The organism is Martinezella lusitana, from assembly GCF_016901135.1.
Classification (GTDB): domain Bacteria; phylum Pseudomonadota; class Alphaproteobacteria; order Rhizobiales; family Rhizobiaceae; genus Rhizobium; species Rhizobium lusitanum_D.
Genome location: NZ_JAFEVL010000020.1, coordinates 175,978 through 198,929, shown reverse-complemented (window position 1 = coordinate 198,929; position 22,952 = coordinate 175,978). Strand labels below are relative to the sequence as shown.

Below are 22,952 nucleotides of genomic sequence, written 5' to 3'. Positions count from 1 at the left end.
CCGCGAATCTAGAAGCATTGTCCCATACAAACCTTACCTGAGACTTACAACATCTCATCTTTTGCGTGTACCGCGATGGCGCAGCCGCTACGCCGTGTATTCACTTTATGGAAACCCTGATGCATTCGATTTCGCTAACCATTTGAGGACGCAAAGTTTTCTTAACCGCAATTTTTAAGCTGTCTGGAAGGGACGGCGCCTAATCTGCCCAACAACGAGAGGACAAAAGTTCTCCGAGAGAAAGACCGGAAAACCGGCTCTCAGGTAAAGCAAGGGTAGAGAATCGATGACAAATACCGTCCTAAAGCCCGACTGGGCTGGAACCACACTGCGGCTTGATCCGGCGCGCTTTCCGCAACAGGTCAGTTATGCCATGCGGGGTGCCGAGGGAGACGTTACCATCACGATCGACGAGCGTGGCGCCGTGCTGCGTAAGATCCTGCCGTCCAGCGGCTTGCCGCTGTCCGTCGCCCTGCCGAAACGCGCCTTCAAGGGCGTCGCCGCCCGCGCCATTGATCATGGCGATGGCGAAGTCACCGTTACGCTGGAACTGCATCACTCCGATCCGGACCTGTGCATCCCCCTCCTCGTCGCCCACGATCTCAGCGACATCGCTGCCGACTGGCGCTCCTGGTCGGAAGCTTTCCATATCCCGATGCTGATGATCGAGGCCGATGGCGTTGCCCGCCCGCTGGAAGAGCATCTGGGCAGTGTCCGCGCGCAGGACAGCCAGCCGCGTCGTCGTCATTCTTATTTCGCCGATCGCCGCCCGCGCTTCCTCGTGCGCCGCTCGACCGGCAAACTTGGCATCAAGATGAAGATCGAAGGCCGCGAGATCATCGCGCGGCACTGAGCTTGCCGGGATTAGAATTCGACATTACCAGAGATCGGCCGTGGGACACCCAATCCCGCGGCCGAAAGCTTTTAGGACTTCAACGAATGCTCATCGCCCAGTCATGCCCAAAGGGTACATCCCTCACGGAACAAGAAGCAGGAACGACAGGAAGAGCCCGGCAAAGATAATCAGGCCGACCCGGTTGTTGGATAGGAACAGGGCTCGGCACTGCTCGCCATCATTGATGTCAAGCACGGCGATTTGGTAGGCGAACATGCCGCCCGCGACGATCAAACCGACATAGGAAAGCCAGCCCGCTCCAGCCAGCGCAAAGGCAATCAGCATCAAAAGCACTGTCGCGCCGTAAAGGCCGATCAGCCAGAGGCGCGTCTGGTCGCCGAAGAGCCGCGCGGTCGAGCGCACGCCGATCAGCTCGTCATCCTCCTTGTCCTGATGCGCATAGATCGTGTCGTAGCCGATCGTCCAGAGGATGGCGGCGCCGTAGAGCGCGATCGGGGCAAGCGACAGGCTGCCGAACAGTCCGGCCCAGCCCATCAAGGCACCCCAGGAAAAGGCAAGGCCAAGGAAGAACTGCGGCCAGTCGGTGAAGCGCTTTGCGAAAGGGTAGAGCGCGACGATGGCAAGCGACAGCACGCCGAGAAGGACGGCAAACCAATTGAACTGCAAAAGCACCAAGAGGCCGACCAGAGCCTGGAGCACAATGAAGACCTTGGTCTGGAGGCGTGTCACGCGGCCTGACGGCAGCGGGCGCGAGCGCGTCCGCGCCACCTTCATGTCGATCTCATGATCGACCAGATCATTATAGGCGCAGCCGGCGCCGCGCATGGCGACCGCGCCGATGAAATAGAGGACGAGGTGATAGATCACCACAAAACCCGGCGAACCATGCCCTGTGGAAATGGAGGCATTAGCGGCAAGTGCCGCCGACCAGAAGCACGGCCACATCAGAAGCTGCCAGCCGATCGGCCTGTCCCAGCGCGCAAGCTGCGCATAGGGCCAAAGTACCGGCGGCAGAACGCGGTAAACCCAGTTTCCGGATGGCGCGTCAGCGACGCGCCCGTTGATGTCGCCTGTCTTTTGCATAGCCGATTAGTAGTGATATCCGGCGCTGAAGGTCAAGCGGCGGGGCCTAAGCCCCGCTCATTTCTCAGTTCATCGTGAAGTTGAACTTATAGCTGGCGGAGACGCCGACCAGCAACTGGTTGCGGTCGCCGCGCTCGCGCACGAGGCTGCTATCGGCAGCCGGGCCGGTCAGGCGGGTATACTCGATGAAAGTGCTGGTGGTCCAGTTTTCGGATGGCTTCCACGTCAGCGCGCCGCCGGCACCGACGGACTTTACGCCGCCGCCCGGGCTGTAGCGGCTGAGGCCGGATGCAGCCGACTCCCGTGCATTGACGCCGTAATAGGTGTCGAAATAATCGTTGGAGGCGAGCGTCATGCGCGGGCCGCCGGACAGGCGCAGTTCCGGGGTGATGTCGGTGAAGGCGTCGACAGCGGCATCGGCAACGATGCCGCTATGGGCGCGAATGCCCTGGCGGACTTCGACGCGAGCACGCAGCCAGTCGGTCGGATAGGCTTCGGCAAAGCCGCCGGCCTCAAGGCCCCACTTGACCTTCTTAAGGCCCCTCAGCTCACGGCCGTCGCTGCTGTCGCGGCTCGGCACGAACTTGCCGACGATACCGACGCGGAAGGCGTCACTCTCGATCAGAGCAAAGGACGGATTGTCGTTGCGCGAGGAGAAACGCGGACCAGGGCCTTGCTTGCCGACGGAGATCAACGGCGACCACTGCAGCTTGTTGTGCTTGCTGCCTTCGAATTTCGGCGCCGAGAAACCGGCCGCGCCGACGCTTAGATACCAGTTACCCGACCAGAAGTACTGGCCGTCTCCAGCCGAAGCCGCACCAGCGGAGGCAACAAGCAAGCCGAACGTGAAGAACAGACGCGATTTCGTAGACACAATGCAACTCCATAATACGCAATACAAAGGGCCATACACGCGGCCCCAGAGTTGCCTCAAACTATTCGGATCGCGTTACCGCTCTCTTAACCACGCGTGATTGGATTGAGGACCGACGACAAAATTCTCGATGAGACTCGCGTTGGTCTCCGACTTGCGCCGATCTGTCGCAGCGATTTAATTTCGGCATGCGCTACTCAATCAAAGGTAATGGCGCGACGCCAGAATTTGAGCGATCACCTAGTCATATTAGGGTTGAACAAGGGGCAAAATGAAAACCACATCTTGGATTTATCTCGGTGCGTTTCTCAGCGTCGGCTTGATGCTTTCAGGCTGCGTCAGCGCACCGATCGGGGGCGCCAAGCAAGATCAATATTCGCACAGAGTCATTTCCGGCAAGAAGACCGCGCTCGGAATGGCTTCGTCGGTGAAGCGGGACTGCACCTTCAACTCCTACCCCTATACGGCGGTGGTCAAGCAGCCCAGCCATGGCAAAGTCACATTCGAACATGGCACGGTTCACGTCAAATACGACAAGGATAGCGATGCCTATATCTGCAGTGGCAAGCCCATTGAAGGTACTACGATATACTACACGTCCGATCCTGGTTTCGTCGGCACCGATCAATTCACCCTGCGGGTGACCGTGTTGTACGGAAGCAAAGTCAGCGACGAGAATCTGACTATCAAAGTGGTCAAATAGCACCCATATCCTCGCTACCTGGCGGGACTGAACGCTAAAACGCCGGACTTTGGAAATCCAAAATCCGGCGCAACCATTCCAAACAATGGCGAAGGTTTAGAACACTATCTTTTCCAGAGGCGCCCGTGTTGCCTCGAACTCCTTCAGCTTCGCCTCGCGTTCCCCAATGTAGTTGCGGTTGTCGGGTACGGCGAACTGGTTCTTGGTGATCTGAATCTGCATGATGAAGAGCTCATCCCAGCGGAACCCCATTTCCGAGCCGGCCAGATAGAATTCCCACATGCGGAAGAAATTCTCGTCGTAGAGCGCCACGGCCTCGGCCCTGCGCGCCACGAAACGCTGGCGCCAGTGCCGCAGCGTATGGGCATAGTGCATCGGCAGGATTTCGACATCCTTGACGAGAAGCCCGGCCTTTTCCAGCGGCGGCAAGGTCTCGCCGACTGAAGGAATATAGCCACCCGGGAAGATATACTTCTCGATAAAGGCATTGGTGGCAAAGCTCGGCTTCGGACGCGCAATGGAATGCAGCACCATGACACCATTGTCGTCGAGCAGTTCCGAAACCTTCTTGAAGAACCTGCGATAGGCGCCGATGCCGACATGTTCGAACATGCCGACCGAGACGATGCGGTCGAACTTCCGGCCCGCCATGTAACGATAGTCCTGCAGCTCGAAACGGACGCGGTCGGACAATCCGCGCTTGGCGGCGCGTTCGCGGGAGACCTTGAGCTGCTCTTCGCTGAGCGTGATGCCGGTGAAATCGAGGCCGGGATTGGCTTCGGCGAGATACATGCCCATGCCGCCCCAGCCGGAGCCGATCTCCAGAACGCGCTGGCCGGGCTCCACCAGCAGCTTGGCGGCGATATGGCGCTTCTTGGCCACCTGCGCTTCGTCCAGGCTGATGCCAGGCGGCACGAAATAGGCGCAGGAATATTGCCAATCATCGTCGAGGAAGAGATCGAACAGCTTGGCCGAAAGATCGTAATGATGCGCAACATTGTATTTGTTGCGATTGACCGGCGACCGGCTCTTGAGCTGCTGCCAGACGATGCGCCCCATCAGCAGCGCCGCCATGCGCAGATCAAAGATTTCGTTGGTGGTGTTCTGCTTCACCAGAGAGAGGAATTCATAGATATCCCCCTGCTCGAGAATGAAGCGCCCTTCCATATACATTTCGCCGAGCTTCAAGGTCGGATCGCGCGCGATCGCGTCCTCCGCCTGCTGGTCGGCGAGGCGGATGGCGACCATTTCGCCGGACCCATCGCCGATCATGTGCGTCTCGCCGGACGCGAGCGTAAGTTTCAGCGAGCCTTTACGGACAAGTTTCGTAACAAGAGAGAAGAGTGCCGACGCCATGGACGCCTCGAATGTTATGACATGACATTAGGGCTGACTCTAGCGCTTCAGAACATTGTGGCAAGCGCACCTTTTCGCACTCTGTAGCACTCCGGCAACAACACTGCCAGAGTGTGACATTCTTGCAATGTCTCTCGCTAAGTCCTTATTTTCGCTTGAGTGCGTCGGCCAGAGCAGCACCGAAACTGCCCTGCTGCTCCGCCTTCGGGCGACTATCACCCCTACCGCCAGCGTTGCGTGCCCCACCTTGCTCTCGCGAATCACGTGCCGGCGGCGGCGCCACAGTGCCGCCATCTTTGCGCATCGAGAGAGCGATTCGCTTCCGTTTCACGTCGATTTCCACGACCGTGACCTTCACGACGTCGCCAGCCTTCACCACCTCATGCGGGTCCTTCACGAACCGATCGGCAAGCTGCGAGACATGCACCAATCCGTCCTGATGGACGCCTATATCGACGAAGGCACCGAAGGCGGCGACATTGGTCACCGTGCCTTCGAGAAGCATTCCGGGCTTCAGGTCGCCGATCTCGTTGATGCCCTCGGCGAAGGTCGCGGTCTTGAAGCTCGGGCGCGGATCGCGGCCGGGTTTTTCCAGCTCGGAAATGATGTCGCGCACGGTCGGCAGACCGAATTTCTCGTCGATGAACTGCCTGGGATCGATGGCCTTCAGCTTTGCCGTGTCGCCCATCAGGGTGCGCAGGTCGCGTCCGCAGGCGGCAACGATCTTCTTGGCGACGCCATAGGCTTCCGGATGCACCGACGAGGAATCGAGCGGCTCCTTGCCGTTGGGAATGCGCAGGAAGCCGGCGCATTGCTCGAAGGTACGCTGGCCAAGACGGGCAACCTTCAACAGATCGCGGCGGGTTTCGAAGGCCCCCTCGCCATCCCGATGCTTGACGATCGCATCGGCGATCGACGGGCCGAGGCCCGAGACACGGGCGAGCAGTGGGGCGGAGGCCGTGTTCAGATCGACACCGACGGCATTCACCGCGTCCTCGACGACCGCGTCCAGCGAACGCGACAGCTTCAGCTGATCGACATCGTGCTGGTATTGGCCGACGCCGATCGACTTCGGCTCGATCTTGACGAGCTCGGCCAGCGGATCCTGCAGGCGGCGGGCAATGGATACGGCTCCGCGCAGCGAGACGTCGAGACCGGGAAACTCCAGCGCCGCCGTCTCCGAGGCGGAATAGACAGAGGCGCCGGCCTCCGAAACAATAACCTTGGTCGGTTTCGGCGCCGGCAGATCGGCGAGCATGTCGGTCACCAGCTTCTCCGTCTCGCGGCTGCCGGTGCCGTTGCCGATGGAAATCAGCTCGACCTTGTGCTTGCGGACCAGTGCCGCCAAGGTCGCCTGCGTGCCGCGCACGTCGTTTTTCGGTGGGAAGGGATAGACCGTCGTCGTCTCCAGCAACTTCCCCGTGCCGTCGACCACCGCCACCTTGACGCCGGTGCGGATGCCCGGATCGAGACCCATCGTGGCACGCGAACCGGCGGGGGCTGCGAGCAGCAGATCCTTCAGATTGCGGGCGAAGACGTGGATCGCCTCCTCCTCGGCCCGCTCGCGCAGCTCGCGCATCAGGTCGAGCGACAGCGACATGGAAAGCTTCACGCGCCACGTCCAGCTCGCGACCTCCATCAGCCAGCGGTCACCCGGCCGGCTCGGACCGATTTCATAGGCCGTGGCGATCATCCGCTCGACCGGCTTGTTCGGCGAGATGGCGTCAACATCGACGTCGATGGTCAGTGTCAGAACCTCTTCGTTCCATCCGCGCAGCATGGCAAGCGCGCGATGACCTGGCGCGGTTGCCCAGCGCTCCTGATGCGAGAAATAATCGGAGAACTTGGCGCCCGCCTCCTGCTTGCCGTCCACGACCGTTGCCTTCAGGATGGCGGTGGTCTTCATATGCCCGCGCAGCTTGCCGAGCAGGTCGGCATTTTCCGTAATGCCTTCGGCGATGACGTCGCGCGCGCCCTCGAGCGCCGCCTTCACGTCGGGCACGTCGGCGGTGATGAAGCCTTCGGCGAGAACCGCAGGCTCCTTTGTCCGGTCTGCAAGGATGGTGTCGGCAAGCGGAGCGAGGCCACGTTCCCTGGCGATCTCGGCGCGGGTGCGACGCTTCTGTTTGTAGGGCAGATAAAGGTCTTCCAGCTCGGCCTTGGTGGCAACCTTGGCGATCTTGCCCATTAGCTCGTCGGTCATCTTGCCCTGACCGGTGATGGAATCGACGATGGCGGCGCGGCGGGCTTCCAGGTCGCGCAGATAGACGAGCCGCTCCGCCAGCGTCCGCAGCTGCCCATCGTCGAGACCACCGGTCACTTCCTTGCGGTAACGGGCAATGAACGGCACCGTCGACCCTTCGTCGAGAAGCTCGATGGCGGCCTTGGCCTGATCCGGGCGGGATTTGATCTCGGCGGCGATGGTTGCGGCAAGGGAACGGATATCAGCGGCCATGTGACTCTCTGGACTGGACAATGGTGAGGGGACCATAAGCACGATCCCGCGAACATAAGAAACTGTTTTCGACGCAGATCACCCCGATCCGGCTGGGGAAAGGCGACCTTACATCCAAAACCGCACCCCGCTTTAGCGACATAAAAAGGCATGGCAATGTTGGCCGCCATGCCTCCACAGGATTTGATGCTTGACCTTTGGCCCAACCCCCCTTAACCGCGCAAATGGATGCAATAAGAGGGCAAGCCATGAGAGTTCTGTTGATCGGATCGGGCGGACGCGAGCACGCACTGGCCTGGAAGCTGGCGCAATCACCACTCATGACGGAATTCTATGCCGCCCCAGGCAATCCTGGCATTGCCGAACATGCGACGCTTGCGGCGCTCGATATCGACGATCATGAAGCCGTCGTCGCCTTCTGCAAGGAAAGAGCCATCGACTTCGTCGTGGTCGGCCCGGAGGCGCCTTTGGTTGCCGGTATTGCCAACAAGCTCCGCGCTGAAGGCATCACGGTGTTCGGCCCTTCCGCCGCCGCGGCGCAATTGGAAGGCTCCAAGGGCTTCACCAAGGATATCTGCGCCCGCTACGATATTCCGACCGGCGCCTATCAGCGCTTCAACAACGCGCCAAAGGCCAGGGCCTACGTCCGCGCGCAGGGGGCGCCGATCGTCGTCAAGGCCGACGGGCTTGCCGCCGGCAAGGGCGTAACGGTCGCCATGACGGTCGACGAAGCCCTTGCTGCCATCGACGACTGCTTCGAGGGCGCATTCGGCGAGGCAGGGGCAGAAGTGGTGATCGAGGCCTATCTGGACGGCGAGGAGGCAAGCTTCTTCTGCCTCTGCGACGGCAAGCATGCGCTGGCTCTGGCCACCGCCCAGGATCACAAGCGCGTCGGCGACGGCGACACCGGCCCGAACACCGGCGGCATGGGTGCCTATTCCCCAGCCCCGGTCATGACGCCTGATATGGTCGACCGCACGATGAAGGAAATCATCGAGCCGACGATGCGCGGCATGGCGGAGAGCGGCCATCCCTTCTCCGGCGTCTTCTTTGCGGGGCTGATGATCACCGCCAAGGGACCGGAACTGATCGAATACAATGTCCGCTTCGGCGATCCCGAATGCCAGGTGCTGATGATGCGCCTGAAGAGCGATCTGCTACCGCTGCTTCTCGCCTGCGCCAACGGCACGCTGGATCAAGTCGGCGCCGAATGGAGCGATGACGCCGCGCTGACGGTGGTCATGGCTTCGAAAGGTTATCCAGGCTCCTACGCCAAGAACACGCCGATATCAGCGCTGCCGGCAGACGCCGATGGGGCGAAAGTGTTTCATGCCGGCACAGCCCTCAAGGACGGGGCGCTGGTTGCGACCGGCGGCCGGGTGCTCAATATTACCGCGACCGGCAAGACTGTGAGCGAAGCGCAGAAGCGCGCCTATGCCCTTGCCAGCGAGGTACAGTGGGAAAACGGCTTCTACCGAAGCGACATCGGCTGGCGCGCGGTCGAGCGCGAGACGTGAACGGCGCACCGCTCTCTCAATCCGCGGTCCACTAAATTTTTACCTAATCTCCTGACGGTATGGAAACAAAGGCTCGCTAGTGTCTTCGTCAACATAGACGGAGTTGTTTGTTATGCGTTCCTTCTTCCTGACCTTGGCATGCGTACTGGCCGGCGGCTCCGCTATGGCCTCGTCTATCCAGCCTATCGACGGCAAGTTGCTCGACCGCAACAGCAGTATTGTCGACAAGACGTGCGTCCAGTGCCCTCCCCTCAAGCCGAAGGCGGTCGAAAGGGAATATGTCGTGCCGACGCTGACGCCCGGTACGCAATCCATCGTCATCCGCAGCATCGACGGCGAGAAGAAAGTTGTGCGCACAGAGGCCTGGATGGGCGGCTCCCCCGTCGTCTTCGTCACCAAGCCGACCCCCGAGGCCCTGGCTGCGGCCGGCGAGCCCGTCGACGGCATCGATGTGGCGGTAAAGACCGCAGCCTTGCCGAAAATCGCCCAGGCTCCCGAGCTTGCGCCGCTCGATCTCTCCGGCTTCCAGCTTCGTCAATAGCCGCGAATTGTCATGTCCTGCTTCGCCCGCCCACCTTTCGGGTCGGCGGGCAGAGCCATGATGACAAGACAATACGCTCAGGCTAAGTCCCCGAGCGCATTTGCTATTTCTAAAATAAATCCCCGGAAATTCTGATTTTCACTCAAGTTATTCTCGAGTCTAAATAAATATTACTTATCCCGCCACGCCATATCCCAGGTTTCAACTCCCGGTAAGTACAACCAGGCTGCTCAAGTTAAAGGTTTTTTAGACATAAAATGAGATTTTACTGTCTACCGGACAGCAGCATGTCATTTCGAGCGGCGGCAAGCGTATTGGGAATCTCTCAGGCGATCGCACAGGCGGTAGGATACCGCACCGGTATTCACCTACCTGTGGAGGTATTATGAAGAATCTCAAGATCGCACATCAATTATTCGCCCTGCTTGGCGTCCTGATGGCCGCCTTTGCCGTGGCCACCTATTTCCAGATCCGGTCGCAGGCCGATTCCATCTATGACGACCGCTTTGACATGCTGCGCACGCAGGTCGAATCCGGCATATCCGTTTTGAATCAATATTACGAACGCGAAAAGTCCGGCGAGATGACGCATGAGGCAGCCCAGGCCGAGGCCTTCAAGCTGCTGTCGCATGTAAGCTTTGCGCCGGCCGGCTATTTCTTCGGCTTCGACTACAATGTCGTGCAGCGCATCCACCCGAGCCCGGTCAATATCGGCAAGGACATGTCCTCGCAGGTTGACAAGAACGGCACCCATTTCAGCAAGGAAATGGTGGAGAAGGGTATCAAGGGTGGCGGCCGGACGATCTACTACTGGAACAAGCCCGGCCATCCCGACAGCGATTTCTTCCTGAAGGGCAGCTATTCCGCCGCTTTCGCTCCCTGGCAGATCGTGCTGGGTTGCGGCGTCTACATGGACGACCTGCAGACCCAGATCAACGCGACGATGTGGCGCGGGCTGCTGATCTGCGGCCTCGTCTTCTTGATTGGCATCGGTGCAGCTTTCTATTTCATTCGCGGCATAACCAAACCGCTCGCCAATGTTCACGCCGCTCTCAAGGCCGTGGCCGATGAAGATGTCAAGATCGTTATCCCGCATGCCGATATGCGCAACGAAATCGGCCTGATGGCCAAGGCCACCCAGGCGCTTCAGGAAAAGATCCGCGAGCGCCATACCTTGGAGGAACGCCAGGTCGCGCAGGAGCTGGAGATCAGCAGCGAGCGCGAACAGAACCTGCGCCAGCAGCAGGACGAGGCGCACGAACAGGCGCGCGTCGTCTCCGTCATCGGCCGGTCACTCGAAGAACTCGCCCGGGGCGATCTGACGGTGCGTTGCAGCGACCTCGGCGCGGGTTACGAAGGCCTGCGCAACAATTTCAACGAGGCACTGTCGCATCTGGAGGCAGCCATGGGGCGCGTCACCTCCAAGGGCAACGATATCGGTCTCAGCAAGGAGGAAATTCGTCGCGCCTCCAATGAGCTGTCGCAGCGCACCGAGCGCCAGGCCGCCAGCCTGGAAGAGACCTCGGCGGCACTCGACGAGCTCACCGTCGCCGTCCGCCAGACCGCGGAAGGCGCTGACGAAGCCAGCAAGCGCGTTCATGCCGTCAGCGCCGAGGCGTCACGCAGCGATGCCGTGGTTGCGCAGGCAATCGAAGCGATGAGCGGTATCGAAAAGTCTTCGTCGGAGATCGGCAAGATCATCGGCGTCATCGACGAGATCGCCTTCCAGACCAATCTTCTGGCTCTGAACGCCGGCGTCGAAGCCGCCCGCGCCGGCGAATCCGGCAAGGGTTTTGCCGTCGTCGCCCAGGAAGTACGCGAACTGGCCCAGCGTTCCGCGGCAGCCGCCAAGGAAATCAAGGACCAGATCGCTCGCTCCTCTGGCCAGGTCAACCAGGGCGTTCGCCTCGTTGGCGAGGCCGGCGAAGCGCTGAAGCGCATCTCCGACCAGATCAAGGCGGCCAACGAGATCGTCTCGAAGATCGCCCACAGCGCCTCCGAGCAGGATACGACGCTGCGTTCGATCTCGTCCTCGATGAACCAGCTCGACGCCGCCACGCAGCAGAACGCCGCCATGGCGGAGGAGACGACGGCATCGGCCGAGACACTCGCTGCCGATACGGAAGATCTGCTCGCCCTGATCCGCGGCTTCCGCGTCACGGATGGGCGCCCGGCAATGGATCATCGTCGCCGGGCCGCCTAAGCAGATAGAATCAGTAAGAGCAAAACCGCCGGGCTCGCGTCCGGCGGTTTCTTTTTGAGCCGCAATTCTCCGTCAGTCCGCCGCGTCAAGCCGCTCGACCAGCCTGTCGATCTCGCGATCGGAATAGACTTCGATGCCGGCCTGCTTCAGTAGCGCAGCCGTAACGCCACGGCCCGAATGCCGGCCTCCGGAAAAGGAGCCGTCATAGATGAAGCCGGAACCGCAGGACGGGCTGCCATCGATGAGGAGAGCGTAACGGCAGCCGGTTTCGCGCGCGAGCGCCAAGGCGTTTTCGGCCGCCCGGAGAAATCCCTGCGTGACATCGTTACCGGTGATTTCCCTCACGCGCGCGGTGCCGGCAAGCACATCCTCGCCGCTCGCCCCACCGGCAATCTCAGCCGGTGGCCGGGGCACGACCATGCCGGCGGACATTTCCGGACAGATCGTCACCAGCCGCCCCTTCGCGCGCCAGCGATCGATCGCCGGATGCACAAGCGGCTTGGAACGGCCGTCATAACGGACGGCATGGCCCATGAGGCAGGCGCTAACGAGGATCTTTCCGGTCATCGCGCCTCCGGTTTTATCCCGAGATCTTCGAGAAGTCCGCAACGGTGCCTGTCGCCTCACGAATCAGGCGCAGCAGCGCCAAACGGTTGGCGCGGATGGCGGCGTCTTCATCGTTGACGAGTACGTCCTCGAAAAAGCGGTCGACAGGCGCACGCAGCTTGGAGAGTGCTGCCATGGCCGAACGAAAATCTTCCTTGGCGATCGCATCGGAGGCCTCGGCGGAAGCTGCCTTAACGGCCGCAAAGAGATCCCTTTCCGCATCGAGCTTCAGCAGCGCTTCCGAAACGCTGTCGGCGACAACCGTGCCCTTCTTCTCTTCGGCGGCCAGAAGCTGCGTGGCGCGCTTGGTGCCGGCGAGCAGGTTCTTGCCGTCTTCGGAGGTGATGAAGGCTGTCAGCGCCTCGACGCGGCGAGCGATCATCAGAAGGTCGTCCGTTTCCGGCGTCAGCACGGCGTCGATCAGGTCGTGGCGGGCGCCGAGATCGCGCAGGTAGACCTTGAGGCGATCATGGAAGAAGGCCAGCAGATCAGCATCCTTGGTCGTCGCCAGCAGTGGTAGGCGCACGCCTCGCTCCAGCAGGATACGAACGACGCCAAGAGCGGCCCGGCGCAGCGCGTAAGGATCTTTCGAGCCTGTGGGCTTCTCGTCGATCGCCCAGAAACCAACGAGCGTATCCAGCTTATCGGCGAGCGCTACGGTAACCCCTACCTTGTCCTCGGGGACGCGGTCCGAAGGGCCTTGCGGCTTGTAATGATCTTCGATGGCGGCAGCGACCGAGGCGTTCTCGCCCTGCAGTGCCGCATATTTGCGGCCCATGAGGCCCTGCAGTTCGGGGAATTCGCCGACGGCTTCGGTGCGCAAGTCGGCCTTGGCGAGCACAACGGCGCGATCGACCAAAACGGGATCGGCGCCGGTGATCTTGGCGAGTTCGGCTGCAAGTGCACGGATGCGGGCGACACGCTCTCCCTGGCTGCCGAGCTTGGCATGGAAGGTGACTTTGAGCGCGTCGAGCTTGGCCATGCGCTGATCGAGCGGCTTCTTCAGGTCGAGGCCAAACTTGGCGGCGGCAGCTTCCAGCGTTTCGAGGTCGGGCAGATCGCCCTGGTCACGCTTCCAGAAATGTAGCGCATCGGACAGGCGGGCACGCACGACCTTGCCATTGCCGTGAATGATCTCCTTGCCGCCATCCGTCGCCTGGATGTTCGAGACGAGAATGAAGCGGTTGGACAGCGTTTCGCCCACCTGCGGGCGGGTAACAAAACACTTCTGGTTGGTCTTGATGGTCAGACGGATGATTTCCGAGGGGATCGACAGATAGTCTTCCTCGAAGGAGCCCATCAGCACCTGCGGCCACTCGACCAGACCGGACACTTCTTCCAGCAGGCCCTCATCCTCGACCAGCTCCAGGCCATTGGCAAAGGCGATGTCGCGGGCATCGTGCAGGATGATATCCTTGCGGCGCTCGGCATCAAGGATGACGCTGGCCTTTTCCAGGCTCGCGACATAGTCGTCGAAACGCTTGACCGTGATCGCCTCAGGCGCATGGAAGCGATGGCCGTAGGTGACGTTGGAAGCGACGATGCCGTCGATCTCGAAGGGGATGACGACGGTCTCTTCATGCTCAGTGCCGAAGGTGCAGACGATCGACTGCAGCGGGCGCACCCAGCGCAGCGAGCCGGGCTTGGCCGAGGCCTTGCCCCAGCGCATGGATTTCGGCCAAGGGAAATTACGGATAATATCGGGCATCACGGCAGCGACGATTTCCTCGGCGGCGCGGCCGGGCTTCGAAATGATCGCAACGTAGAAATCGCCCTTCTTCGGGTCGCTCTGCACCTGCGCTTCGGAGATGGACGAGAGGCCGGCACCGCGCAAAAAGCCTTCGATCGCCTTTTCATTGGCGTCGGTGCGCGGCCCCTTGCGCTCCTCGCGCACATCGGCGGAGCGCGCCGTCAGGCCGCGAATATCGAGCGTCAGCCGCCGCGGCGTCCAATATTCCCTGGCGCCCTCATAGGAAAGACCCGCTTCGACCAGGGCATCAGTCACCAGCTTCTTCAGATCGCCGGCAGCCTTGCGCTGCATACGGGCGGGAATTTCCTCGGAGCGGAGTTCGAGCAGGAGATCGGGCATGTCAAGGTTCCTCACCCTCCCCTTGAGAGAGAGGGTCGGCACGGTGTGCCGGAGTGGGGTGAAAACGGTCGGCCTCTGCTAGCAAAATTTGCCGCTGCTGCACAATGGCAAATATCGTATCCAGAACAGCCTGCGCGGCGACCTCCCCCCTCAAGGGGGAGGTTGACAACTACCATCCCCCGCCACCTCCACCGCCGCCGCCACCCCCGGAGGAGCCGCCACCGCCTCCGCCCCCACCGCCCGAAAAGGCAGAAGATGAGCTGGATACCGGTGCGGGAATGGTGGAGGCGATTGTCGAAGCCATCGACGAGGAGAAATCGCCGATGGTTCCGCCGATATTGCCGGGGTTGAAATTGCCGGAATACCATACCGGCGCATAGGCTGCCGCCACGGTCGCTCCCGCGGCGGTGGCGAGCCAGGTTTCGAAAGCGCTCGACCAGGGCTTTTCGACGCCGAGGGCCACCGCATAGGGCAGCAGCTTCTCGAAATGCTGCGGCGACATCTGCGGCACGCCCTGCATGTTCATCCGATCGCGTTCGGCCAGCGTCAGATATTGCCGGAGGCCGTCGATGCCATCCATCATCTTGCGCCCGAGCGGCGTCGGCGCGCCCATCAGGAAGTAGAAGACGACGTTGAGGGCGAAAATGCCGACGATGCCGGCCGTCAGCGGCAGCAAGCCCGCCTCCCATAAAGGCACGACCGCGGCCCCAAAGCCGTTGACGACAGCGGATACCAAGATGAAGCCGAAGAAGGCGCAGATCAAAACGGAAAGAATTCGCTGGCCGAGACCGGCGTTATGACGGCGGAATCTCCGGCCGATGATGTTGGTAAAGATCGTCACGAAGATCGACAGGAAGCCGGGCATGATGATCAGCGGCACCACATTCTCGTGCAGCCGCCCGAAGATGATGATGGACGCCAGGATCAGAACCGATAGGGCAACGCCGATAATGACGTAGAGCGCATTAGCCTTGTAGTATTCATCGCGATGGTCGCGCTCGATGGCGCTGCGGAACTTCGAGCCGAGCTTCTGCACCGCCTCGCCGTTTTCCTTGTCGATGACAAGCGGGGAAAACGGCCCGACAGCCTGCATCAGCACCTTTTCGCCGCCGCCCAGATTGCTGCCGGCCGCCTTGCCTGTGGGGCGGATGACCACTTTTTCCTTCAGATCATCGAGGATGACATAGCCGCGCACAGCAAGATCGATCGCCGTCGCCGACAGCGCCGTCCATCCCGAGCGGGTGAAGCCCTTGTTGTCGATATAGTTGACCAGCGCCGGAGAAATACCGTCAGGCGGATCCCAGCGCGGAACCATCACGCCGCGCGCCGGATCGCGCCCGACTCTGACCCAGCTCCGCATATAATAGACAAACAGCACGATCAGGCCGCCGATGGCGATGACCGTATCGATATGATCGAGAATGAACCAGCTCCACTGCTGGCTATTGCTCGGCGGCTCGATCGCGCCTTTCGCGAGCTTGATGGCGATCGTCAGGCCTTCGGCCATGGCGAGCGGGCGGGTGGTGACGAATGTGGCAGTGTTGCCCTGCGTGCTGGCGCTTGCACTCTGCTCGCTCGCTCCGAGCGGCCCGGTGAAGAAAGCGAGCTGTTGGGGCTGGACACCATCAGGCAACGCAACAGTCGCCATGACGCGGAGAATCGGGAACTGCCAGCCGTTGCCGGTGACGTTCCAATAGAGCTCTTCGTGATCGTCGAAATAGCGGATCTGCCTGTTGGTGTCGTAGGTGATGCGGAAGGTGTGCGGGCCTTGGTTCAGGATTCGATCGGCGTTGCCGATATAGATGCGCTCGCCGCCCTCGATGCGTTCGCGGCGCCAATCCTCCGGTTGCCCGTCCCGCTCGACAGAGATGACCTTGAAATCCACCTCGGCCTTGCGGCCGTTGGCATCGGTGAATGTCAGCGGAAAATCCCGGAAGATGCCGCGCCGGATGGCACGGCCTTCCGCGTTCACGGCGATGGTCTCAACCACCCGCATCGAGCCGTCGCGATGCAAGGCGATGGCCTGATCGAAATTGGTGATGAGTTCTGCCGCCGATGCCACGGTTGCGCAAAGCAGCAGGAACAAAGCCAGGAGAAGCCCGGAAAGCCGCGTCATCACACCCCCAAGAGATATCCGCGGCGCCCTACAGGACGCCGTCTGGCGTAAAACATAGTTTCCGCACTCGGTTCCCTTATGAAGCGAGGCGTCAGTCTTCGTAGGCGACACCGAGCGATGCCAGCACATCCCAATAGGCCGGGAAGGTCTTGGCAACGCAATCAGGGTCGAGAATAGTGATGCCACCGATCTTCAGGCCGGCGAGCGCAAAGCTCATGGCGATGCGATGATCGGCGAAGCTGTCGATCTCGGCCGGCAGCACCTTGCCCGCAAGGCTCGGATCGGAAGCGACGATCAGATCATCGCCCTCTTCGGTGCCGAGGTTCGGCACGATGCGTGACAGACCGCTCGACAGCGCCCGGATACGATCGCACTCCTTGACGCGCAGGTTCTCGATGCCGACGAAGCGCACCGGTGTCTCGTTGAAGGCGGCGAGAACGGCAAGCGTCGGGATGGCGTCCTGCATCTGCGAACCGTCGATGACAGCAGGCAGGTGCGGAAATTTCGCGATGAAATCATAGGCGCGCGCATCCGGCTGCGAGAATTCCGTTGCCGGCGTGCCGAGATCGATCTTGCCGCCGCTCAGCACTTCCGCCGCCCAGAGATAGGTTGCGGCCGAGGCATCCGGCTCGATCAGGAAATCAGCGGCGTGGTAGCCCGTGGCCTCAACGCGCCACGCAACCGGGCTCACGCGCTCGACCTTGGCGCCGAAAGCGCGCATGGCTGCAACCGTCAAGTCGATATAACCGAGCGCGCCGATATGCTCGCCAAGCAGTTCGACATCAACAGGGCGATCGCCGCCGGCGGCCATCATCAGGAGCGCAGAGACATACTGGCTGGAAAGGCCGCCATCGATCTGCACGTGGCTTGCCTCGAAGCGGCCGGTGCCGTTGATGGTCACGGGCGGGCAGCCGGTCTCGGTCGAGGCGTCGATACCGAGCGAACGCAGCGCATCGACGAGCGGGCCGATCGGCCGCTTGCGCATATGGGCGTCGCCATCGACCACCACCTTGCCGTCAACCAAGGCGGCGGCAGCGGTCAGGAAGCGTGTTGCCGTGCCGGCATTGCCGAGGAAAAGCGGCTCGGCCGGCGGCTTCAGCTCGCCACTGCCTGTCACGATGAAGGTCGTGGCATCCGGCTCGTCGATCACAACACCCATGGCGCGCAGCGCTTCGGCCATATAGCGGGTATCGTCGCTCTTCAGCGCGCCGGTCAGCCGGCTCGTACCCTTGGCAAGGCCTGCGAGCAGCAGCGCGCGGTTGGTGATCGACTTCGATCCCGGCGGCATGGCGCGGCCGGTCAACGGCTTGCCAGGCGGGATAATCGTGAGTTTGGCTCTACCCATCATCATTCTCTTTGGTCAGTCAGGAAGGCGGCCGATGGCCGTCGGTCGGCCTCCTTTACCGCCTCGCATGAAAAACCGATAGCGGGAATCTCAGAACTTTACCGTGGGAACGGCGCGATCCGCTTCGTTGGTGATCTCGAAGTAGGCCTTCTTGACGAAGCCGAAGGGGCCGGCGATGAGATTATTGGGGAAGGTCTCGACCTTGACGTTCAGATCGCGCGCGGCACCGTTATAATAGCGGCGCGACATCTGGATCTCGTTTTCCGTCGTCTCCAGCGACTGCTGCAGCTCGACAAAACCCGTATTGGCCTTCAGGTCGGGATAGGCTTCGGAAACGACCATCAGACGGCCAAGCGCCTGGCTGAGGATGCCCTCGGCAACGGCGCGGCCGGCAACATCGCCTGATGGTACGGCCTGGGCCGCAGCGCGCGCCTGGGTGACCTCGATAAGTGTCTTGTTCTCATGGCCGGCATAGCCTTTGACCGTCTCGACCAGATTGGGGATGAGATCAGCGCGGCGCTTCAACTGCACGTCGATGCCGGACCATGCCTCTTCCGCGACCTGGCGCGCACGAACGAGCCCGTTGTAGATGAAGACGACATAGAGTGCTGCCAGCACTATGATCGCTAGAAGAATATACATCTCGACTCCCCGTGGCGACTGCAACCGCAGGGACACTAGGCAGATTTGCCGGCAATGTCACTCGGCTTTCGCCGCAGCGAAGGCCCAAGATTGGGCCGCGGAGCGATGCCGCAGCGCAAAAGCACACCCGCGCGCCGCTGCTTCTTGCCGTTCAGGCGGCCCGCTGGTTCCAGTTGATGCCGCCTGCATCCGTCAGCAGAAAGGCCTCGCCGCAGGCCTTGGCCAGCGTGCGCACGCGCAGGATGTAGCTCTGCCGCTCGGTCACGGAGATGACGCCGCGGGCATCGAGCAGATTAAAGACGTGGCTGGCCTTGATGCACTGGTCATAGGCCGGGAAAACGCATTTGTGCAGGCGCTGGTTATCGCTGTCGCCGGGCGCCCCGGCTGCCAGCAGCGCCAGGCATTCCTTCTCGGCATCGATGAAATGGCGATGCAGCATTTCGGTATTGGCATATTCGAAATTATGCCGCGAGTATTCCTGCTCGGCCTGGAGGAAGATATCGCCGTAGCTGATCTTGTCTTCGCCCTCGAGGCCGTTGAAATTCAGATCGTAGACGCTGTCGACGCCCTGGACATAGGTCGCCAGGCGCTCCAGGCCATAGGTCAATTCGCCTGCGACCGGCGCGCATTCGATGCCGCAGACCTGCTGGAAATAGGTGAACTGCGACACTTCCATGCCGTCGCACCAACACTCCCAGCCGAGACCCCAGGCGCCGAGCGTCGGGCTTTCCCAGTCATCCTCGACGAAGCGGATGTCATGCAGAAGCGGATCAAGGCCGATCGCCTTCAGCGAGCCAAGATAGAGCTCCTGCAGGTTCGGCGGATTGGGCTTCAGGATGACCTGATACTGATAATAGTGCTGCAGGCGGTTCGGATTCTCGCCATAGCGGCCATCGGACGGACGGCGCGACGGCTGGACATAGGCTGCCCGCCAGGGCTTCGGACCCAGCGCACGCAGCGTGGTCGCCGGATGGAACGTGCCGGCGCCAACTTCCATGTCGTAGGGCTGCAGAACCGCGCAACCCTTGTCGGCCCAATAATTGTGCAGCGTCAGGATCAGCGCCTGAAAGGAGCGCTTCGGGTTCATATGGTCGGGCACGTTGGCAGTCATGGGAATTGATTTCTTCCGCTAGCGAATGGTTTGGCGGACAGGTGCCACGACGGGGCGAAAGGGTCAAGACTTTGACAGGTAAACTGTCGACTGGCCATTGCCCGGCCCGCGGCATCCGCGAATGCTACTCATCATCCCGCTTGACCCGGTATTCCCCGGTCTTCGGATCCTTGACCAGGGTTCCGATCGCGCCCGTGCGCCGTTCCGTTTCGGCGCGGCGGGACTTCTCGGCAAGCCTCTGTGCGTCGCGGACGAAGCGCCGATATAAAAACCACAGGCCGCCGACAGCGGCGACAAAGAAGATGATCTGGGGCATTACCCAGCGCTCCCGATTACAATCCGTACCGGCTCCACAATGCCTTTTCCTCTGCCACTTCCGCAAGCCCGGAAGCAAGGCCGGCACCGAGACCATCGATACCAGACAGAGAAACGCCGGGCGCGCGACGGCCGAAAAGGCTGCGTGGCGTCGTGATCAGCGCGAGCTTGACCTTGTCGCCGAAACGCTTCCTCAATTCCTGGCGCATGTCGCCGAGACCGTCGATGAGGCCGAGCTCCAGCCCGCGGCCTCCCGTCCAGAAGAGGCCGGAAAACACCGTATCGTCCGCATCAAGCTTTCCCGCCCGCCGCTCGCGCACCATGTCGATGAAGACCTTGTGGATCTCGAGCTGCAGGCTCTTCAGATAGTCGATGTCCTTTTCCTTTTCCGGCTGGAACGGATCGAGGATCACCTTGTTCTCGCCGGCGGTATAGACGCGGCGCTCGATGCCGATCTTCTTCAACAGCTCCGGAAAGCCGAACCCGCCGGAGACGACGCCGATCGAGCCGACGATGGAGGTGGCATCGGCGATGATCTCGTCGCCGGCCAGCGCGATCATATAGCCGCCGGAGGCCGCCACATCCTCGACGAAGACCAAAACCTTCTTCTTTTTCTCAAGAGCCAGATCGCGGATACGATTATAGATCATCCGCGATTGCACCGGAGAGCCGCCCGGCGAGTTCACGGCGATGGCGACGGCCGGCGCGTCCTTCATGTCGAAGGCCTTTTCCAATGCCTGCGCGACACCCGCCAGATTCAGCGATTGCCGCAGCGGACCTCCGCCGGTGGAGATGACACCGCTCAACCGCACGACAGGTATGACTACCCTTTCCTTGCGAAACCGCTTCGGAAGCATGCGCCTGAAAAACCCAACCATTCGTCACCTTGAATCATGATGTTTGCTGCCCGTGATGTATGCATGGAAACGGCAAACGCAACATCGCCGATCGCATTTCATGCGCAGATTAACGCCAGCAACGCTTTATTTGCGCGGATAGGCGGCACGGCCGTTGTTCATGTCGTCGACGAAATCGGAGAATTTGTGCGTCCCCTCGCCGTGCATGATCAGTGGCGCGCGCAGCGCCAGCCTCGCCCTCGATCCCTTGATCGCCGTCACCAGGATGCGCACCGCGTTTTCGCCCTCGCGCGGATGGATCGGCGTGATCTCAATGCCACCGAAGCGGCGGCCGCAGGCGGCGATGATCTCGCCGATCGATTGCGGCCGGGCAATGAGCGACAGCTGGCCGCCGGGGATCATGATGGCGCCTGCCGTGCGTATCCATCGCTCGAACAGCCCCTCGGTCATGGCATGCGCCTCGGCCTTCAGCACGTCGGGCGTCAGCCGGTCGCTGGCGTCGTTGAAGGGCGGGTTCATGATGACGTGATGGAAGCTGTCGTCGACCAGCCCCGCCTCGTTGCGGTCCTTGCCCGTCAGCGTCACATCGGCCTCGCGGACCGAGACACGGCCGGCGAAACGGGCATTTTCTGACAGCAACAGGCTCTTGCGGGCGAATTCGGCCATGTCGGGCGAGCGCTCGAACAGCACGACATCAGCCCGATCGAGCCGCGACGCCACCGCCATGCCGGCCGCACCCGCGCCGGCGCCGAGGTCGGCCACCCTGATGGGGCGTTCGTCGGCGACGAGCGCGGCCAGCAGCATGGCATCCATGCCGGAACGATGCCCCCTGCCCTTCGGCTGGACGACATGGAACGCCCCGCGATGGAAGGCGTCGGTCGTTTCGGAAGGGCTCTCGGCCATGACGGACCTCAGGCGCGCGACGGGCGCAACTCGTCGCCGAGGCCGGCATCGACAAGAATGCGCCGTGCCTGATCGGCGCGCTCCTCCTCCACCAGAAAACGGCGCGGCAGCATGCCGAGCGAGCCCTCGAGAATGCTCATGGCCTGATCTGCGACGAAGCAATGAATCCCGGCGTCCTTCATCAGGCTCTCCGCGAAGGAGAGAAGAACGGGATCGTTGGTGCGGATCAGCTCGTGCATAAGCGTCAGGTTTCCTGTCAAATTTACGCGACGAGACAATTCGCCTCTTGCCGCCTCTTTCGCCCCTTCTTATGGTGCTTTGCAGAAAATGAACAGGAGTCCGGATCGTTGGGCGTCGTGATACCGCTAGAAGAAAGCAAGAATAAACTGGCATCCATCAAGCCTTTGGTGGACCTGACCAAGGCGGACATGGAACGCGTCAATCAGCTCATCCTGTCGAAAGCCGGCTCCGATGTACAGATGATTCCGGAGGTTGCGGAGCATCTCATCTCCTCCGGCGGCAAGCGCCTGCGGCCGATGCTGACCATCGCCTCGGCAGCACTCTACAACTACCAGGGCGACAACCACATCAAGCTCGCCACCTCGGTCGAGTTCCTGCACACGGCCACCTTGCTGCACGACGACGTGGTTGATGAAAGCGACCTGCGCCGCGGCAAATCCACCGCCCGCATGATCTGGGGCAACCAGGCGAGCGTCCTTGTCGGCGACTTCCTGCTCGGACAGGCCTTCCGCATGATGGTGGAAGTCGGTTCGCTCGAGGCGCTTGACGTGCTCTCCTCAGCCGCCTGCGTCATCGCCGAGGGCGAAGTGCTGCAGCTCTCCGTCTCCAAGAACATGGAAACGACCGAGGACGACTATCTTTCGGTCATCCGCGCCAAGACCGCAGCGCTTTTCGCCGCTGCCGCCGAAGTCGGCCCGATTGTCGCCAATGCCGGCAAATCGGAGCGCAATGCTCTGAAATCCTATGGCACCAACCTGGGACTTGCTTTCCAGCTCGTCGACGACGCGCTCGATTACGGCGGCAAGGCTGCCGATCTCGGCAAGAATGTCGGCGACGATTTCCGTGAAGGCAAGATCACGCTTCCGGTGATCCTGGCCTATCGCCGCGGCACCGAAAAAGAACGTGCCTTCTGGCGCGACGCCATCGAAACCGGCAACAACAGCGACGAGAATCTTGAGAAGGCCCTCGGCCTGATCACGAAATATGGCGCACTTGCCGACACAATCGCCCGTGCCGTTCACTATGGCACCATCGCCCGCGACGCTCTGGCGCCATTGCCGGAAACGCCCTGGAAATCAGCACTTCTGGAAGTGATCGATTTCTGCATCGAACGCGTTAATTGATAGCGGCGGACCGAAT

General features: G+C 61.4%; 20 protein-coding genes. 6 read left to right on the top strand and 14 right to left on the bottom strand.

Features of this window, described 5'->3' with window-relative positions:
• Nucleotides 1–286 precede the first annotated feature (286 nt).
• The gene (locus JTP94_RS08080; RefSeq protein WP_204850008.1) at nt 287–853 is read left to right on the top strand and encodes a DUF6101 family protein; all 567 of its coding nucleotides are present in this window, start codon (nt 287–289) and stop codon (nt 851–853) included.
• Between the two features lie 123 nt (nt 854–976).
• Here the strand turns inward: JTP94_RS08080 and ubiA are convergent, their stop codons facing one another.
• Both ubiA and JTP94_RS08070 read right to left on the bottom strand, forming a co-directional pair.
• Nucleotides 977–1,939 (bottom strand): 4-hydroxybenzoate octaprenyltransferase, encoded by a 963-nt coding sequence (ubiA, locus tag JTP94_RS08075; RefSeq protein ID WP_204850007.1) that lies wholly within the window; start codon nt 1,937–1,939, stop codon nt 977–979.
• Nucleotides 1,940–2,003: 64 nt separating this feature from the next.
• On the bottom strand, nt 2,004–2,813 hold the full coding sequence (locus JTP94_RS08070) for a MipA/OmpV family protein (protein WP_204850006.1): 810 nt from the start codon (nt 2,811–2,813) through the stop codon (nt 2,004–2,006).
• A 271-nt stretch (nt 2,814–3,084) separates the two neighbouring features.
• Between JTP94_RS08070 and JTP94_RS08065 the strand changes: the two genes are divergently transcribed.
• Nucleotides 3,085–3,516, top strand: coding sequence for a hypothetical protein (locus JTP94_RS08065; RefSeq protein WP_051976594.1), 432 nt, complete (start codon nt 3,085–3,087; stop codon nt 3,514–3,516).
• Between the two features lie 96 nt (nt 3,517–3,612).
• Here JTP94_RS08065 and JTP94_RS08060 read toward each other — a convergent pair whose 3' ends face one another.
• Together JTP94_RS08060 and JTP94_RS08055 are read right to left on the bottom strand one after the other, a co-directional pair.
• Complete coding sequence (locus tag JTP94_RS08060) at nt 3,613–4,872, bottom strand: cyclopropane-fatty-acyl-phospholipid synthase family protein (protein WP_204850005.1); 1,260 nt, start codon at nt 4,870–4,872, stop codon at nt 3,613–3,615.
• Nucleotides 4,873–5,017: 145 nt separating this feature from the next.
• Nucleotides 5,018–7,327, bottom strand: coding sequence for a Tex family protein (locus JTP94_RS08055; protein ID WP_204850004.1), 2,310 nt, complete (start codon nt 7,325–7,327; stop codon nt 5,018–5,020).
• Nucleotides 7,328–7,575: 248 nt separating this feature from the next.
• Between JTP94_RS08055 and purD the strand changes: the two genes are divergently transcribed.
• From purD to JTP94_RS08040, 3 genes are all read left to right on the top strand, one after another.
• Complete coding sequence (gene purD, locus JTP94_RS08050) at nt 7,576–8,844, top strand: phosphoribosylamine--glycine ligase (RefSeq protein WP_204850003.1); 1,269 nt, start codon at nt 7,576–7,578, stop codon at nt 8,842–8,844.
• Nucleotides 8,845–8,956: 112 nt separating this feature from the next.
• Entirely contained in the window at nt 8,957–9,385 is a 429-nt protein-coding gene (locus JTP94_RS08045; RefSeq protein WP_204850002.1) for a plant virulence effector HPE1-like domain-containing protein, read from the top strand.
• Between the two features lie 385 nt (nt 9,386–9,770).
• The gene (locus JTP94_RS08040; RefSeq protein ID WP_204850001.1) at nt 9,771–11,588 is read left to right on the top strand and encodes a methyl-accepting chemotaxis protein; all 1,818 of its coding nucleotides are present in this window, start codon (nt 9,771–9,773) and stop codon (nt 11,586–11,588) included.
• Nucleotides 11,589–11,660: 72 nt separating this feature from the next.
• On the opposite strand, the gene JTP94_RS08035 is transcribed toward JTP94_RS08040, so the two are convergent.
• The 10 genes from JTP94_RS08035 to JTP94_RS07990 form a co-directional block, all read right to left on the bottom strand.
• Nucleotides 11,661–12,155, bottom strand: a complete 495-nt coding sequence (locus tag JTP94_RS08035) for a DUF523 domain-containing protein (RefSeq protein ID WP_204850000.1) — start codon at nt 12,153–12,155, stop codon at nt 11,661–11,663.
• Between the two features lie 13 nt (nt 12,156–12,168).
• The gene (gene glyS, locus JTP94_RS08030; protein ID WP_204849999.1) at nt 12,169–14,283 is read right to left on the bottom strand and encodes a glycine--tRNA ligase subunit beta; all 2,115 of its coding nucleotides are present in this window, start codon (nt 14,281–14,283) and stop codon (nt 12,169–12,171) included.
• Between the two features lie 169 nt (nt 14,284–14,452).
• Nucleotides 14,453–16,399 (bottom strand): DUF2207 domain-containing protein, encoded by a 1,947-nt coding sequence (locus tag JTP94_RS08025; RefSeq protein WP_204849998.1) that lies wholly within the window; start codon nt 16,397–16,399, stop codon nt 14,453–14,455.
• A 91-nt stretch (nt 16,400–16,490) separates the two neighbouring features.
• Nucleotides 16,491–17,747 carry a 3-phosphoshikimate 1-carboxyvinyltransferase gene (locus tag JTP94_RS08020; protein ID WP_204849997.1) on the bottom strand — a complete coding sequence of 419 codons (1,257 nt, stop codon included), beginning with the start codon at nt 17,745–17,747 and terminating at the stop codon, nt 16,491–16,493.
• Nucleotides 17,748–17,834: 87 nt separating this feature from the next.
• On the bottom strand, nt 17,835–18,386 hold the full coding sequence (locus JTP94_RS08015) for a LemA family protein (RefSeq protein ID WP_204849996.1): 552 nt from the start codon (nt 18,384–18,386) through the stop codon (nt 17,835–17,837).
• A 151-nt stretch (nt 18,387–18,537) separates the two neighbouring features.
• Nucleotides 18,538–19,497 (bottom strand): glycine--tRNA ligase subunit alpha, encoded by a 960-nt coding sequence (locus tag JTP94_RS08010; RefSeq protein ID WP_204849995.1) that lies wholly within the window; start codon nt 19,495–19,497, stop codon nt 18,538–18,540.
• A 124-nt stretch (nt 19,498–19,621) separates the two neighbouring features.
• A complete protein-coding gene (locus tag JTP94_RS08005) occupies nt 19,622–19,813 on the bottom strand; it encodes an NfeD family protein (protein ID WP_204849994.1) in 192 nt (63 codons plus the stop codon).
• A gap of 16 nt (nt 19,814–19,829) precedes the next feature.
• Nucleotides 19,830–20,690 (bottom strand): S49 family peptidase, encoded by an 861-nt coding sequence (locus JTP94_RS08000; RefSeq protein ID WP_204849993.1) that lies wholly within the window; start codon nt 20,688–20,690, stop codon nt 19,830–19,832.
• Between the two features lie 105 nt (nt 20,691–20,795).
• Complete coding sequence (locus JTP94_RS07995) at nt 20,796–21,572, bottom strand: tRNA1(Val) (adenine(37)-N6)-methyltransferase (RefSeq protein ID WP_204849992.1); 777 nt, start codon at nt 21,570–21,572, stop codon at nt 20,796–20,798.
• An 8-nt stretch (nt 21,573–21,580) separates the two neighbouring features.
• On the bottom strand, nt 21,581–21,811 hold the full coding sequence (locus tag JTP94_RS07990) for a DUF2007 domain-containing protein (RefSeq protein ID WP_034508396.1): 231 nt from the start codon (nt 21,809–21,811) through the stop codon (nt 21,581–21,583).
• A 108-nt stretch (nt 21,812–21,919) separates the two neighbouring features.
• Here JTP94_RS07990 and JTP94_RS07985 point away from each other — a divergent pair, with 108 nt between their 5' ends.
• Complete coding sequence (locus JTP94_RS07985) at nt 21,920–22,936, top strand: polyprenyl synthetase family protein (RefSeq protein WP_204849991.1); 1,017 nt, start codon at nt 21,920–21,922, stop codon at nt 22,934–22,936.
• Nucleotides 22,937–22,952 lie beyond the last annotated feature (16 nt).